This is a genomic window from Lactobacillus sp. WILCCON 0059, from assembly GCF_057197985.1.
In genome coordinates this window covers 687,776-701,354 of record NZ_JBUBHN010000001.1, presented here as the reverse complement: position 1 = coordinate 701,354, position 13,579 = coordinate 687,776, and the positions used below count along the sequence as shown (strand labels likewise).

Genomic DNA, 13,579 nt, shown 5'->3' with positions numbered 1-13,579 from the left:
TGATCATTTTAGCAAAAAATGACCATGTCCTCAAATATTCTGCTTACGCGTGGTGCTAGTTGAAGAAGTTGAGTCCATATCTCTGTAGGATGTAGCTGATATTGTAAGTTAGTACGATTATCTCGACGGTTTGTTGGAAACCGTCTGTACTTCTTGCAAGAATATTTTCAATTCCGTAGTACTTTAGTACAGAGAACACACTCTCGATCGTTCGGCGAATTGCCATTAGCTCTCTTTTGTTATGCTGCTTAGCACCTTTCATATTTTTCCGGTAAGGTGTCCACAGTATATAGCCGTTTATCTTGAGAGTATCGTGCAGCTGCTTGCCTATATAGCCTTCATCGCCTAAAATAAAGTGCCCTTCGGGATGGGTAGTGAGAATCAGCTCTTCTGCTTCTTTTGCATCGTGTATTGATGCTTGTGTGATTACATAGCCAAGAACATAACCGTCTTGAGCTACGGCAAAGTGGCCTTTAAAGCCGTAATAGTAAAACTGTTTGGTTGAGTTATAGCCAATGTTGGCAATTCCTTCAAACACTTTAGCTCTGCGGTTTCTGATTGGCTGACACAAAGGCATGGGTAGACTGTCAATGATCATGTACTGATCAGACAGATCGACTCTTGAGTTTAGTTCGTTGACGATCTGAACAGTGATGCCAAGAAGCGCTCTAGCTCTGCGATTGAAACGAGATCTGGAGAGCCCACAAAGTCCCCAACAGCGAGCAAATCTGCGCTGAGAAGATATACCTTCCTCAGCTTGCCAGACAAGTAATGCAATAATTTCGTAGTCTGAAACCTTTACCAGACTGGCATTGCGACGGTGAGTTAACCGAGATGGAGCGTACTTGTAATAAAGTTTCTTGCAGATTTTCGACAAAGTTCGAAATTCCACTTGCAAACGGTGACTATAACGTTTAATCTGTAGTTGGTTCAACATTGTAAGGACTCCTTTCTTTTTTCCAACTAGAGTCTACAATGTTGGACCTTTTTTGTTAAGAAATTGAAACTATATTTCAACTAGCACCACGCGTATTCTGCTTAAAAACTTTTACTTAAGCTTGGCCAAACGGACAACGTCGCGTTCGATCATCAATTCTTCGTCAGTCGGAATTACCAAAGCAGCCAGCTTGGAATCTTCCTTGGTGATGAAGCCTTCGTCGCCAGCCTTGTTGGCTTCTTCGTCAAAGTCAACGCCCATAAAGGACAGGGACTTCATCACGTCTTCACGAACTTCATCGTCGTGTTCACCGATCCCGGCAGTGAAGACAACCGCGTCTGCCCCGCCCATTTCAGCAATGTAGGAGCCAACGTAGCGGACTACCCGGTTGATGAAGATCTCATCAGCCAGCTTGGCCCGTTCATCGCTGCTTTCCCGGATGTCGCGCATGTCGCTGGAGATACCAGAAATGCCCAGAAGGCCAGACTTGTGGTTCAAAATGTCAATCATTTCGTTGAAGTCGGTCATGCCTTCCTTCTTCATGATGTACTGCAAAACTGACGGGTCAACGTCACCTGACCGGGTCCCCATGGTTACCCCAGCCAATGGTGAGAAGCCCATGGAAGTGTCGTAACACTTGCCATCCTTAACAGCAGTAACTGAAGCACCTGAACCCAGGTGGCAGACAACCAGCTTGAGGTCCTTCAGGTCCTTGCCCAGCATTTCAGCGGCTCTGCCTGCCACGTAACGGACGGAAGTGCCGTGGGCGCCGTACTTGCGGGCCTTGTACTTCTCGTAGTATTCATATGGCAATGAGTAGAGGTAGTGAACCGCGTCCATTGACTGGTGGAAGGAAGTGTCAAAGACGCCGACTTGCGGCACGCCCGGCAACAGGTTCATGAAGGCTTGAATGCCGCGGCCTTCTGCAGGGTTGTGCAGAGGAGCGTAGTCAGTCAAGTCAAAAATCTTGTGGATGTTGTCCTTGTCGATGATTGCTGAGTCTGGGAACAATTCCCCGCCGTTCACGATCCGGTGGCCAACGCCGACAATTTCCTTGACGTCTTCAATAACGCCGTATTCCTTCAGCCAGTCCAGCAGGGTTTGCACGGCTGCTTCCTGGTTTGGCAGGTCAACTTCTGCTTCATGCTTAGTCCCATCAGCCAACTTCATTGAAAAGCTTGAACCATCGATACCAATTCGGTCGCCCAGGCCGGAAGCTAAGACACTCTCATCAGCTAATGAGAACAGCTTATACTTAAATGAAGATGAACCAGAGTTGATTGCTAAAATCTTATCCATTATTAAAAAACTCCTTTTACTCACTTCACAAACTTAATTATCTTTTTTAGTATACCACTCGTTCAGTTTAATATTAAGGGCTACCAAAGATTCTTCCTTCTTCAGGTTCTCAAGCTTTGTGAGCAAAACTTCCTTCGGCGGCTTGCTTTGGCCGTGGTTTTGGAAGATAAGGATACTTTTTTGATTTATCTTGCTTTGGAATAAGCTGCTTGGCAATTGCACGATCGCCTGCAGGTAGACCTTGCTGGCCAGCCATGGCATAAAGTCGGCCCCAACCGTCCCAGTCAGCATGTTCTGCGGCACTAAAAGAAAGGCAAAACCGTCTTCAGCCAGATTCTTGACGATCTGCTCAACGAAGAGGACGTGCGCGTAAGCGTGCCCTTCCTTGGTCCGGAGGTCAAAGTTCTTGGCGTTGTCGTCGTTCGCGTAAAAGCCGATCGGCAGGTCGCTGACCACTACGTCTGGCTTGACCGGCCAGTCGGTCAAGGCATCTTGGCAGTAAAAGTCGGCCTTAAGTCCCGCCAAGTGGGCGGCCACGTCGGCTAAATTGAGCATTTCTTCATCATTGTCCAGACCAACCAGGTCAAAACGGTCTTCTGAATGGTTCTGGGCCGCCAATTGCTGGTCAACTGAGAAGAGCAGGTTGCCGCTGCCAACTGCCGGGTCCAGCAGGACTTGCTTTTTCTTAGGCAGGAGCTTGTCCATAAACAGGGTCAAGACCGTGGCCAAAAGCGGCGGAGTCGGCATCTGGTTGGCATCCCGCCCGTCGTCATTGATGGCCTTAAGGACCAGGAGGCCATAGACCTGCTCTTTCTGGGCCTTTGACCAGTTCTTGTAGTCTAAAGCCGCGTAGCGCTCTTTAAGCTCAACCACCGTTTTTTGGTCCGGAGCCCCCATTTCCACGCGGATTTCCCCGCTTTCCAGGTTGTCAAAAGTTTCCACCAAGGCATCAGCCAGGGACACGTTCAAGGCTTCTTGCAGACATTCAACTGCCTCTAAAGTCTGCCCAAACAGTTCTTCAATTCTATTCATGACTTAGTCCACCCTTCTTTGCAATACATACCAATTCTAATGATTTACAAGGAAGGGTGCAAGAAATTTCACCCGTCCCATAAGTAATTTGCCAGCAGCTGGTTGATCCGGATAACGTGTTTATAAGCATCCAGATAGCTTTCAATCAGCAGTATGGTCGTGGCTAGCAGCAGCACGCTGGTCAGCAGGGCGCTCCCCTTTTGCCGGCTTAACCTGATCTGTTTTCTTATCTTCAGTCTTTTTCTCAGCCTCCTTGTCTTTTTCCGGTGCCTTGTCGACTTTAAAATACAAAATTGACCTTTTCCCATGTTCATTGATATGAACCTCCATCAAGCCATCTTTGGCCGCGAACGTTGCCCCCCAGATTGGCAGCAGGGTCATGTTGCCGCCATTTATTCCGGATCTTCTGACCCGAAGATTATTTCCGCTATTGTCCATTTCCAGAACATAGCCAACTTTGTCTATTTTTTCTTCTCCCTTCTTGTCATCCTTTTTCTCTTCTTTGATGAACATGATCTTCAAAGGATTGGAATTCTCTAGATCAATATAAGTCCGCTGGCTGTCTTTTTTCAAAAACTTGGACAACTGGACGTAAGAAAAGGCCAGTTCATTGGGGTCGTGCCGGTCTTTTTCAAAGAGGGTAAAAAGCTTAAGGCATGAGGACAAGAGAGATAGGCAAATCACCGTTACCAGGAGGGCGACCATGGTCTCCATTAGGCTAAAAGCCTTACTTTTGGCAAATCTTCCGCTGGGTTTCATCATACAGGTCTCCTTTGCCGGTCAAGACATACTCATGGTCTCTGACCTTGACCCGCTTGACCGGACACTCTTTCAGCATCCGGTAGGCCAGAGCCTGGTTGGCCCGCTGGCTTGACTCTTGCTCCAGCTTTTTAAGCCCGCTGAGGCAGGTAACCGCGGCAGTTAGTGCAATACAGACAATAGCCAAAGCCACTACTGCCTCCAGGGCTAAAAAGCCTGCCTGCTTACTTTTCATTGATCTTCCCCCATGACAGCAAAAAGGTGTATTTTTTAACATACTCTTCTTTCCCCTTATCCATCTTCGTGACTATCAGCGTAAAGGCTTGGCTGGTAATCCCATCACTGTTGACAATCAAGCCAGTTTTTCCACTGTAAGTTGTAACAACCGTAATCCCATCCGGAATCTTGAGGCTCTCATGTTTTCCGTCTTGAATGACTTCGAGTTTGCCCTGGCTATTTTGGTTGTAGATCACGACTCTCTTTCCCGTAATAGCAGCGCTTCTGATTTTCTCTTGAAAAAGCCCCGCCGCCTGCCGGCAGAAGCGGTCAAAATTGATCTTGTCCTCAAAGCCTTGAAAACTCATCTCCCCAATTCCCAGCAGCATCCCCGCGATGGCCAGCGTGATCACCGTCTCCAGCAGGCTGAAGGCCTTCTGCCTCATTCTCCGCTCTTGGCGAAGTCACCGATCGCCAGCTTCTTGTCTTCAGCCTGCTTCTCCTGCTTTTGCGTCAAGTAGTGGGCATCCACCATTTCCTGGAAAGAGACCGGGGTCTTGCCCGTATTTTCCTCATATAGCTCCACCTGGGTTCGGATGGTCGTGGTAAAAGCATCGTTAGTCCGCTTGTCGGCATGGTCCTTTTGGGCTAGCAAATTTGGCGAAATTAAGAGAACCAAGGTCGCGATGATGGCCACCACGATCACCATTTCAATCAGGGTAAAAGCCCGCTGGCGTTTTGGCCAGAATCGTCTTAAATGTTTCATTTGCTTTTTTCCTCCTCAATAACTAAAGCTGCTGCATGCTGTCGTAGATTGGCAAAAGCAGCTTCAAATACATCCCAATAATGCACAGGCCGATCAAGATAAAGCAGACCGGCTGCACGTTGACAATCAGCTTGGAAAGCTTCTGGCGCAGGCGGTTAAACAAAAGCCGGGACAAAAGCAGGCACTGCCGGCTCAGCTCTCCTCGCTCACTGCCCGCTTGCAGCAGCATCAAGAGGTCCTGGCATAAAAATGGCTCCTTCTGGATGACCTCTTCTACTTTCTTGCCCCGCAAAATCGCGTCTCTTGCCCGCCTGCCCACTTCTTCTTGGAGAGACCCCGGCGCCTGCCGGCAGGCAAAGTCGCACATCTGCTGCAGGGAAAAGCCGCTGGCCAAAAGCATGCCCAGGTCATAGGAGATCAAGTACTGGCCATACAAGGCCACCACCGGCCCTAAAAGCGGCCAGGTCAAGAGCTTTTTAAAAGACTGATAGTCCTGCTTTTTCATGTAAGCTGCCGCGATAACGACTAACATGATGACCAAGACCAGCAAAAAGACTAAAACAAGCAAGAGCAGATCCCCCTGCTTGGCGGAACTGCCGGCAAATTCTACCGACAAAAATTTCTGCATGAAGAGCAAAATCAAGGTCATCATCCCCGCCAAAACAAGTGGATAGGCCAGTTCTCCCTGCAATTTCTTGACCTGCTCATTCTTCATCCGCCCCAAAAGGGCCAGCTGGGCCAGGGATTCATCCAGCCGCCCTTGACTAAGTGCCATGTCCAGCTGGGTCACGGTCGTTTTGTTAAAGCCTAGCCCCGCCAGAAGCCGGCCCAGGTCTTCTCCTTGCCGCATCTGTTCATCCAGCCGGGCCAGCTGCTTTTTCCGCTTGGGCCAAAGCAGGGGCAACAGCTGCAGGCTCTTGGTCAAGGAAAAGCCGTTCTTGAGGCAATTGGCCAAAAAAGCCAGCAGCTCCACCTGCTCACTCTGCTTCAGCCTAGCCGCCCTCATATTGCCTTGCCACATCCTCGCTTATCTCTCCTTTCTCCACCAGCTTGCTTAAGTTTTCCTCCCAAACGGCGAAATTCCCTCTGACCGGCTGCGCTAAGGCTGCCAGCAAGTCCTCCTTGCTGGCCAAGTCCAGCAGGCAGGCCGGGCCTTTTTGGCCTGGCAGAAGGCGCTGGTAGGACACCGCCGTCAAGCAGTTGACCAGCTCGTTATTTTTAACTCCCAGGCTCTCCAGACGGGAAATGGTTTGGTAGGTACTTTTGGCATGCACTGTGGCTAAAACCAGGTGGCCGCTTAAAGCCGCGTCAACCGCCAAATGGGCTGTCTCTTCATCGCGGATTTCCCCGATGATCAAGACGTCCGGCCGGTGGCGCAGGGCCGCCTTTAAGAGGCTGGCATAGCTGATCCCGGCACCGGCATTGACCTGGGCTTGAAAGAAGCTCTCCTCATACACTTCCACCGGGTCTTCAATGGTCATCACCATTTTCGTCTGGCTGAGCCTTCTGGCTAATTCATACATGGTCGTGGTCTTCCCCGACCCCGTTGGCCCGCTGGTCACGATCATCCCCCGCCGCCAGCAGAGGTCCACCAGGTCCTTAAACTGGTCCGGGAAAAAGTACCGGCTCTCCCCCAAAGCATAGATGATCCGGATCACCAATGAGTCCTTCCCCCGGTAATCGCCCACGCTAGAAAGGCGGAGCCAGTAGTCCTGCCCCGCCAAATTGACAGCCATGCTGCCAACCTGGGGGCGGCGGTGTTCAGCAATATCCATTTCGGCTTGGTACTTAAACCAGTTGACTAATTCATTGCCCGCTTCCAAGGTTAGGTCCGGCCTTTCTTCCAAGTCCCCAGCCCGCAGGCGCAATTTATATCCGCCCTTCTTGGGCAGGAAAAAGATGTCACTGGCCCGGATCCTAACCGCTTCTTCCAGCATTTGCCGGGCTTTGTCTTCAACTTCCACAAGGTCCTCCTTTCTTTTTCTCTTTTTCCTCCTCCACTTACTAGTACGCCAAAAGTGCCGATTTTTTTCTGAGAAGTCAAAATTTTTCCAAAAAATCGCAAAAGAGCATAAAAAAACACGGCTTTCCGCAGAAAGTCGTGTCTTGTATAGCTTAATTTACAGCTTGAATTATTCTTCGTCGTCAGCTGCAGCGGTGTAAACATTGGAAACGTCATCGTCGTCTTCCAAAGCGTCAACCAGCTTTTCGAATTGTTCCTTCTTGTCGTCTGGAACTGGAGTGGTGTTTTGCGGCACCATGGTCAGTTCGGAAACTGCCAACTTGTAGCCAGCCTTTTCCAAAGCATCGCGGACAGCAGTAAAGCTCTTGGCGTCAGTGTAGATTTCGTAAGCGTCGTCGCTGGTTTGCAGGTCGTCGCCGCCGGCTTCCATGACGTCCATCAGCATTTGGTCTTCATCCGCGTCAGTTGTTGACCGGTCGATTACAATGTAGCCCTTGCGGTCGAACATGTAGGCAACTGACCCAGTAGCACCAAGACTGCCGCCGTTGCGGGTGAAGGCCACGCGGACGGATGAGGCAGTCCGGTTCTTGTTGTCAGTCAAGGCTTCAACCAGGATGGCAACGCCGCCCGGTGCGTAACCTTCGTAAGTTACTTCATCGTAGTGTTCATCTGAGTTGCCTTCAGCCTTCTTGATGGCCCGTTGGATGTTGTCCTTTGGCATGTTGGCAGCACGTGCCTTGTCCATGACCAAACGCAAGCTTGGATTACCTGAAGGGTCAGGACCACCACTCTTTGCAGCCATGTAAATTTCACGGGAGAGCTTTTGGAAAACCTTCCCTCTCTTAGCGTCTTGCGCATTCTTGCGGCCTTGAATATTGTGCCATTTTGAATGTCCTGACATTTAGGATCCTTCTTTCTGTAATTAATATAATCAACTTTTTTATCATAACTCAGGAAAGGCAGAAATTCAACGGTTTCAGCCCTTAAATGGCCGATTTTTTTCGCTCCCGCCCCTGCTTTATTTGATAAAAAATCACCGCCAAAACAATGGCCAAGAGCGCTCCGCTGGCGTCCAGCATCACGTCGTGTACGCTCGGCGTCCGGTCCCCGGTCAAAAACTGGTGGAACTCATCCATGGCCGCGAAGGCAAAGGCGCTGGCCCAGACAAAGAGGGGCCCGGTCCACTTGATGACAAAAACTCGCCGCAGACCTAGGTAGGCAAAGAGGCCGTAGAAGAAGTAGCTGGTAAAATGGGCCAGTTTCCGGACCACGAACTGGGTAAAGCCGGCCGATCCGTCAGTCTTGACATTGTGCCAGACCCCGCCGTAATAAATGTTGAGCCGGTGAATCAAATCTTCCAGCCAGCCCAGATAGGTATGGATAAAACCTGCCTTCATCTTCTGCTCATGGTAGGTCATCGAGCTTGAGATGAAGAGCATGACCAAAACGGCCAGGGCCAGGAGGAGGTAAACTTTTTCTCTTTTACTAAACTTAAAATCATTCATGTCGTTTATTTTACCATCGATCGAATCCTGCTGCTTGACTTTTACGATTTTTTCCCGTATTCTATTATGATTTGCAGGCGAGCTGCAGATCTTGAAAGGAAAAGACATGAAGAAAAAACACAGACAGTTAATCATCTGGCCAATTCTTTTTTTGGCCACTCTCTTTTTAGCCGGCTGCGCAAAAAATGAAAAGACTTCCAGCAGCCAGATCAAGATTGTGACTTCGACCAACATTTACGCCGACATCGCCCAAAATATCGTCGGCAAATACGGGAAAGCTACCGCCTTGATCGCCAACGGCAACTCCGACCCCCACGACTACGAGCCAACGACCAACGCCGCTAAGACGGTAGCTGGGGCCGACATCATTGTCGCCAACGGGATGGGCTATGACAGCTGGATGGACAACCTGGCCGCCTCCAACGACAAGAAGGCCGTCAAGGTCGGGGAAGACTTGCTGCAGCTGGATTCCAGCGCCAACCCCCACATCTGGTACAACTTGTCCATGCCGAAAAAGTACGTCGCCTACCTGGTCAAGGAGCTGAGCAAAATTGACAAGAAGCACGCCAGTTACTACCAGGCCCAGGCCAAAAAGTACCTGAAAAAGATCGACAAGATCGACCAAGTCGCTGACCAGATCAAGGGCGAAAAGGCCAAGCAGGTCTTTGTCAGCGAGCCGGTTTTTGACTACGCCTTAGAGCGGACCGGCTTTAAGATCGGCAACAAGAACTTTGAAGAAGCTACTGAAAAGGAAACTGACCCAAGCGCGGCCGTGATTGCTAAGATGAATGAGGCCATCAAGAAAAAGCAGATTGCCTTCTTTGTCAACAACACCCAAGCCAGCTCAGACATGGTCAAGTCCTTCGTCAAGAAGGCCAAGAAGCAGGGCATCCCGATCCTGGAAGTCCGCGAAACCATGCCAAACAAGGTGGCTTACGCCGACTGGATGCTGGCTAACTACCAGAAGCTGGCCAAATTGGCTGAATAAGGAATAGAATAATAAACGGTGACTGCATCCTCAGTCACCGTTTTTTGTATGTCATCAATCTTGTAAAAATTCCTTCAAGTCCCCAATCTGCCGGCTGGCATCCCTGACGCCGACCTGGTAGACCGCCTTAAGGCGCCTAGGATCTTTCTCCATGGCGCTGACGTCAATATCTTGGCTGGGCCGGAAGACAAAAAGCCTTCCAGCTGCCTCTTCTCTAGCGATATAAGCCAGGCAGTCATTGTATTCCTGGTGCCGCTGCTTGAGGCGCGCCACGACAGCCGGGTACTTCTTCAAGACCCGGTCAACGACTGGCTGCAGGCGTGACGGCTCTTTCTGGTAGCCGGCTGGCTGGGTCAAAATAACCACAGCTTTATCATAGCCTTTCTCCAAAAGAAAGCGGACCGGGATTGAATCGCTGACGCCCCCGTCCCAGTAGGCGTGGCTGCCGATTTTAACCGGCCGGGCAAAGAAAGGAATCGAGGCTGAGGCCCGGATCCAGGCCACGTCCCGCCCCTTGCCAGTGGTCAATTTGTGGTAGGCTGGCTGGGCCGTCTCTACGTCTGTTGCCACGCACCAGAAGTCCATCGGGTTTCTGGCAAAAGCTGCCGTGTCAAAAGGATCCAGGCGCTCTGGCAAAGTGTAGTAGCAAAAGTCCGCCCCGTAGAGGTCACCTGTTTTGAGCCAGGACCGCCAGCTCTTAAACTGGGGCCGGCCGCCGTAGCGGAGGTTGTAGCGCAAGACCCGACCAGGCTGCAGGGACTTATAGTTGCAGCCAAAGGCCACCCCGGCTGAAACGCCAACCGCCCCGTCAAACTTGATCCCATATTTCATAAGGACGTCGGTCACCCCGGCCGTGTACAGGCCCCGCATGGCGCCGCCCTCCATCACTAAACCTTTCTTCATGCCGTCCCCCCTTGTCATCCTTTTACTTGCCCCAGTGCTCCTTGATAAACTGGGCACGTCCTCCGGCTTCTTCAGCCGCGTAGCGGTCCGGATGCTTCAAATAAAATTGCTGGTGGTAGTCTTCAGCTTCATAAAATGGCGCGGCAGGTTCGATCTTGGTCACGATCGGATCATCAAAGCGGCCGCTTTCCGCCAGTTCCTGCTTGGACTTTTCCGCTGCCGCCTTCTGCTCTGGTGAATTGTAAAAAATCACCGGCCGGTAGTTGTCTCCCCGGTCCTGGAACTGGCCGCTGGCGTTAGTCGGATCCGTCACCTGCCAGTAGTAGCCAAGCAGGTCTTCATAAGACATCAGATCCGGGTCAAAAACGATCTTGACCGCTTCCGTGTGGCCAGTCGTGTGGCTGCAAACCTGCTCATAAGTCGGGTTGGGCACATGGCCGCCCGTATAGCCAGCCGTAACGCTCTCGATGCCCGGCAAAGTGTCAAAAGGAGCGACCATGCACCAGAAGCAGCCGCCCGCGAAAATCGCGCTGTCCAATTTTTTCTCCATAAAATCACCTCGTCATTTTTTCACTTAGCTTTAATTGTACTCCAAAGAAAAAAGATAGGAAATCTTCTGCTCAGAAAATATTCGCCCGGGAACCGCTATCATGGCTAAAAGGCTGTTTTTCCCCTTATAAGTAATGTAAAATAGGTTTTGCTTTTAAAAAATTAAGAATTGCTAGATTGGAGATGAAAATGGTATCGCTGAACAAGTCCCCGGGCCAGACTTCTTGTTAGTGAAATTTGCTTAACAGGAAGGATTTTTTATGGACGAATTAGATAAAAAGGGAAATTATATTTCCTGGCAGACTTTAGCCATGATGGCCTTTGTCACGGTCATCGGGCTGGAAGACATCATGTACAACTTCCAAAACCAAGGGATGGCCGTCATCACCTCCTGGGTTTTGATGATGTTCCTTTACGTGGTTCCCTACGCTTTGATCGTTGGCCACCTGGGTTCAGTTTTCAATCATGAAGGCGGCGGCCTCTCCTCTTGGGTCAGAGCCACTGACGGTGAATTTTTAGGCTACTTCACGGCCTGGACCTACTGGGCCGCTTCGATTCCCTACGTGGTCGACACGGCCAACTGCCTCCTGGTCGACGTTGGCTGGGGGCTGACCGGGACTGACGAGTTTGAGGACCCGAAATTCCTTTCAACCGCCATGTTTACGGCCATCACCTTTGTCATCTTTATCCTTTTGACCCTGCTGGAACACAAATTCTCCAAGTCAATGGAAATTCTGTCCAACATCGGGGGCTGGGCCATGTTCATCATGACTATCCTCTTCGTGCTTCTGGCCTTCGCCGGCCTGGCCAAGTCCGGCGGCAAGACTGCGACGCCATTTACCTGGAAGACCATCATCCCCAAGTTTGACCTTAAATACTTCTCAACCGTGGGGATGCTGATCTATGCCGTCAACGGGTCTGAGCTGGTCGCCCCTTACGTGACCCGGATGAAGGACCCTAAGCGGGAATTCCCTAAAGCCATGATCGCTCTGGCCCTCATGACCTGCTTTTTGACCATCTTTGGCTCAATTGCCCTAGGCATCTACATCGATGCCAACCACATGCCAAATGACTTGAAGATGAACGGTGAATACTACGTCTTCGGTGCTATGGGCAAACAGTTTGGCGTGGGCAACCTGTTTGTCTACATCTATGCCTGGGCCTCATTCTTCTACAACGTGGCCCTCTTGTCCGTTTTGCTCGATGCCATGACCAGAATGCTGATCTCCGACACAGGGGACAAGTACATGCCGAAGTTCCTTAAGAAGACCAACAAGGATGGCCTGCCGATCAACGGCTACATTTTAACCGTCTTTTTGAGCGGCTTCATCATGGTTCTGGGGATTTTCCTGCCAGACATGAACGACATCTTTAACTGGCTTTTGAACTTGAACGGGATCATTTCACCGGCAGTTACCTGCTGGATCTTCTACTCCTTCATGAAGGTCCGGGGCAAAAATTCCTCTAAGTACCCGTCAGTTTACCGCTACATTAAAAACGACACCTTTGCCTGGTGGGTCGGCTTTGCCCTCCTGGCTGTCACGGCTATCGCTACGGTCTTAGGCTTTATGCCCCAAGACGTCAAGGAAGGCAGCTGGGTTTGGTGGTATGAACTTTCCATCAACATCGTGGCCTGCCTGGTCCTGATCGGCCTGGGCGGGATCTTCCCGGGCATCCGCAGAAGAGAAGAAGAATATGGCCTGGCCTTTGACCAGCAGCAATGGGCCTGGATGATCACTATTGTCCTGGGCTCAATCGTCTTCAATGTCTGGCTGGGCGGGACCAATATCAAGCTGCGGGCCCTCTACATTGTCATTGAATCAGCCATTGCCCTCTTAGCTGTTTGGCTGATCGGCCGCCGCTTGCCAAAAGGGGCAAAAGTCAGCCGGTAAAGACAAAAAGGACCAAAAAACAATATTGTTAGACAAAAAAAGATCTGCACGAGCGTGCAGATCTTTTCATTTTGCTTAAATTACAATTTCCGTCTTTAGTAAACTGGCCGGACATAACCCGCCGTTTCCGGCTGGGAGATGCCAACGCTGGCGCGGGAGTACTGAGCGGGATCGGCCATGATCTTCAAGACCAGGTCAGCCACGCTGGCTCTTGAAACAGAGGTGCCGACGAATTCGTCATAGCGGCCGGTCAAGGAATACTTGACATCTGGCCAGTCAGTCAAGGCCGGCATTCTGATCAAGGTGTAGTCCAGGTCAGCTTCTTCCAGGCGGTGGGCAGCTTCTCTGGCTGGCAAAAAACGGCCAGAGCCCACCCATTCGTCAACCCAGGTGCCGAATTCCCCGGGAATTTCGTAGTAAAGGCCGGCCAGGCTCAGTTCGATCACCCGGTCAAAGCCGTTTTCCTTGCTGGCCTTGACCAAGTTCCGACTGATCACCGTGAACTTCTTGTCGTCAACCTTGCCTAAAAAGACCAGGTCAGCATCCCTGGTGACTTCCTTGATCTTTTCCAGGTCAGTCGCTGCCCCTTCGGTCAGCTTGATCCGGTCAGCCTTTGCCAAGTCAGCTAAAAGTTCCGGCCGCTGGGTCAAAAGCTCCAGTTCAACATCGCTGAACTGGGGGTCAGCCAGCAAGTGCTTGATGACCAGGCGAGAAATCCGGCCGGTCGGGTGCAAAATGACATACTTTTTCATAAACAAATCCTTACTATT

The 13,579-nt window shown here is 50.7% G+C and carries 16 protein-coding genes; 2 read left to right on the top strand and 14 right to left on the bottom strand.

Translation table 11 applies throughout. The features are described 5' to 3' along the window. Positions 1-55: 55 nt before the first annotated feature. The 11 genes from ACYVUT_RS03425 to ACYVUT_RS03375 form a co-directional block, all read right to left on the bottom strand. Complete coding sequence (locus tag ACYVUT_RS03425) at positions 56-934, bottom strand: IS982 family transposase (protein ID WP_484502041.1); 879 nt, start codon at positions 932-934, stop codon at positions 56-58. Positions 935-1,048: 114 nt separating this feature from the next. Then, entirely contained in the window at positions 1,049-2,236 is a 1,188-nt protein-coding gene (locus ACYVUT_RS03420; RefSeq protein ID WP_439776420.1) for an acetate/propionate family kinase, read from the bottom strand. Positions 2,237-2,269: 33 nt separating this feature from the next. Then, positions 2,270-3,268, bottom strand: a complete 999-nt coding sequence (locus ACYVUT_RS03415) for a class I SAM-dependent methyltransferase (RefSeq protein ID WP_484499956.1) — start codon at positions 3,266-3,268, stop codon at positions 2,270-2,272. Between the two features lie 141 nt (positions 3,269-3,409). Next, positions 3,410-4,027, bottom strand: a complete 618-nt coding sequence (locus ACYVUT_RS03410; RefSeq protein WP_484500880.1) for a type IV pilus modification PilV family protein — start codon at positions 4,025-4,027, stop codon at positions 3,410-3,412. Continuing rightward, a complete protein-coding gene (locus tag ACYVUT_RS03405; protein WP_484499955.1) occupies positions 3,996-4,262 on the bottom strand; it encodes a type IV pilus modification PilV family protein in 267 nt (88 codons plus the stop codon). The genes ACYVUT_RS03410 and ACYVUT_RS03405 overlap by 32 nt, the downstream gene beginning before the upstream one ends. After that, complete coding sequence (locus tag ACYVUT_RS03400; protein WP_484499954.1) at positions 4,252-4,689, bottom strand: pilus assembly FimT family protein; 438 nt, start codon at positions 4,687-4,689, stop codon at positions 4,252-4,254. Before ACYVUT_RS03400 ends, ACYVUT_RS03405 begins: the two co-directional genes overlap by 11 nt. Beyond that, positions 4,686-5,009 (bottom strand): competence type IV pilus major pilin ComGC, encoded by a 324-nt coding sequence (comGC, locus tag ACYVUT_RS03395; protein ID WP_484499953.1) that lies wholly within the window; start codon positions 5,007-5,009, stop codon positions 4,686-4,688. The genes ACYVUT_RS03400 and comGC overlap by 4 nt, the downstream gene beginning before the upstream one ends. Before the next feature lie 22 nt (positions 5,010-5,031). After that, positions 5,032-6,030 carry a type II secretion system F family protein gene (locus ACYVUT_RS03390; RefSeq protein ID WP_484499952.1) on the bottom strand — a complete coding sequence of 333 codons (999 nt, stop codon included), beginning with the start codon at positions 6,028-6,030 and terminating at the stop codon, positions 5,032-5,034. Continuing rightward, on the bottom strand, positions 6,002-6,973 hold the full coding sequence (gene comGA / locus ACYVUT_RS03385; RefSeq protein ID WP_484499951.1) for a competence type IV pilus ATPase ComGA: 972 nt from the start codon (positions 6,971-6,973) through the stop codon (positions 6,002-6,004). The genes ACYVUT_RS03390 and comGA overlap by 29 nt, the downstream gene beginning before the upstream one ends. Positions 6,974-7,141: 168 nt before the next feature. After that, positions 7,142-7,873 carry a YebC/PmpR family DNA-binding transcriptional regulator gene (locus ACYVUT_RS03380; RefSeq protein ID WP_484499950.1) on the bottom strand — a complete coding sequence of 244 codons (732 nt, stop codon included), beginning with the start codon at positions 7,871-7,873 and terminating at the stop codon, positions 7,142-7,144. An 82-nt stretch (positions 7,874-7,955) separates the two neighbouring features. Continuing rightward, on the bottom strand, positions 7,956-8,477 hold the full coding sequence (locus ACYVUT_RS03375; protein ID WP_484499949.1) for a VanZ family protein: 522 nt from the start codon (positions 8,475-8,477) through the stop codon (positions 7,956-7,958). Between the two features lie 106 nt (positions 8,478-8,583). Between ACYVUT_RS03375 and ACYVUT_RS03370 the strand changes: the two genes are divergently transcribed. Further along, a complete protein-coding gene (locus ACYVUT_RS03370) occupies positions 8,584-9,465 on the top strand; it encodes a metal ABC transporter solute-binding protein, Zn/Mn family (protein WP_439775329.1) in 882 nt (293 codons plus the stop codon). A 54-nt stretch (positions 9,466-9,519) separates the two neighbouring features. Here ACYVUT_RS03370 and ACYVUT_RS03365 read toward each other — a convergent pair whose 3' ends face one another. Together ACYVUT_RS03365 and msrA are read right to left on the bottom strand one after the other, a co-directional pair. Further along, positions 9,520-10,368: a patatin-like phospholipase family protein gene (locus ACYVUT_RS03365; protein WP_484499948.1), complete on the bottom strand. Its 849-nt coding sequence runs from the start codon at positions 10,366-10,368 to the stop codon at positions 9,520-9,522. 22 nt (positions 10,369-10,390) lie between these two features. After that, positions 10,391-10,918, bottom strand: coding sequence for a peptide-methionine (S)-S-oxide reductase MsrA (gene msrA / locus ACYVUT_RS03360; protein WP_484499947.1), 528 nt, complete (start codon positions 10,916-10,918; stop codon positions 10,391-10,393). Between the two features lie 259 nt (positions 10,919-11,177). Here msrA and ACYVUT_RS03355 point away from each other — a divergent pair, with 259 nt between their 5' ends. After that, a complete protein-coding gene (locus ACYVUT_RS03355) occupies positions 11,178-12,809 on the top strand; it encodes an APC family permease (RefSeq protein WP_484499946.1) in 1,632 nt (543 codons plus the stop codon). 95 nt (positions 12,810-12,904) lie between these two features. Here the strand turns inward: ACYVUT_RS03355 and ACYVUT_RS03350 are convergent, their stop codons facing one another. Further along, positions 12,905-13,561, bottom strand: a complete 657-nt coding sequence (locus tag ACYVUT_RS03350; RefSeq protein ID WP_484499945.1) for an NAD(P)H-binding protein — start codon at positions 13,559-13,561, stop codon at positions 12,905-12,907. Positions 13,562-13,579 lie beyond the last annotated feature (18 nt).

Coding starts and splice junctions, on each gene's coding strand:
- ACYVUT_RS03420 (WP_439776420.1), bottom strand. CDS start 2,236: ATGGATAAGATTTTAGCAATCAACTCTGGTTCATCTTCATTTAAGTAT.
- ACYVUT_RS03415 (WP_484499956.1), bottom strand. CDS start 3,268: ATGAATAGAATTGAAGAACTGTTTGGGCAGACTTTAGAGGCAGTTGAA.
- ACYVUT_RS03410 (WP_484500880.1), bottom strand. CDS start 4,027: ATGAAACCCAGCGGAAGATTTGCCAAAAGTAAGGCTTTTAGCCTAATG.
- ACYVUT_RS03405 (WP_484499955.1), bottom strand. CDS start 4,262: ATGAAAAGTAAGCAGGCAGGCTTTTTAGCCCTGGAGGCAGTAGTGGCT.
- ACYVUT_RS03400 (WP_484499954.1), bottom strand. CDS start 4,689: ATGAGGCAGAAGGCCTTCAGCCTGCTGGAGACGGTGATCACGCTGGCC.
- comGC (WP_484499953.1), bottom strand. CDS start 5,009: ATGAAACATTTAAGACGATTCTGGCCAAAACGCCAGCGGGCTTTTACC.
- ACYVUT_RS03390 (WP_484499952.1), bottom strand. CDS start 6,030: ATGTGGCAAGGCAATATGAGGGCGGCTAGGCTGAAGCAGAGTGAGCAG.
- ACYVUT_RS03380 (WP_484499950.1), bottom strand. CDS start 7,873: ATGTCAGGACATTCAAAATGGCACAATATTCAAGGCCGCAAGAATGCG.
- ACYVUT_RS03375 (WP_484499949.1), bottom strand. CDS start 8,477: ATGAATGATTTTAAGTTTAGTAAAAGAGAAAAAGTTTACCTCCTCCTG.
- ACYVUT_RS03370 (WP_439775329.1), top strand. CDS start 8,584: ATGAAGAAAAAACACAGACAGTTAATCATCTGGCCAATTCTTTTTTTG.
- ACYVUT_RS03365 (WP_484499948.1), bottom strand. CDS start 10,368: ATGAAGAAAGGTTTAGTGATGGAGGGCGGCGCCATGCGGGGCCTGTAC.
- msrA (WP_484499947.1), bottom strand. CDS start 10,918: ATGGAGAAAAAATTGGACAGCGCGATTTTCGCGGGCGGCTGCTTCTGG.
- ACYVUT_RS03355 (WP_484499946.1), top strand. CDS start 11,178: ATGGACGAATTAGATAAAAAGGGAAATTATATTTCCTGGCAGACTTTA.
- ACYVUT_RS03350 (WP_484499945.1), bottom strand. CDS start 13,561: ATGAAAAAGTATGTCATTTTGCACCCGACCGGCCGGATTTCTCGCCTG.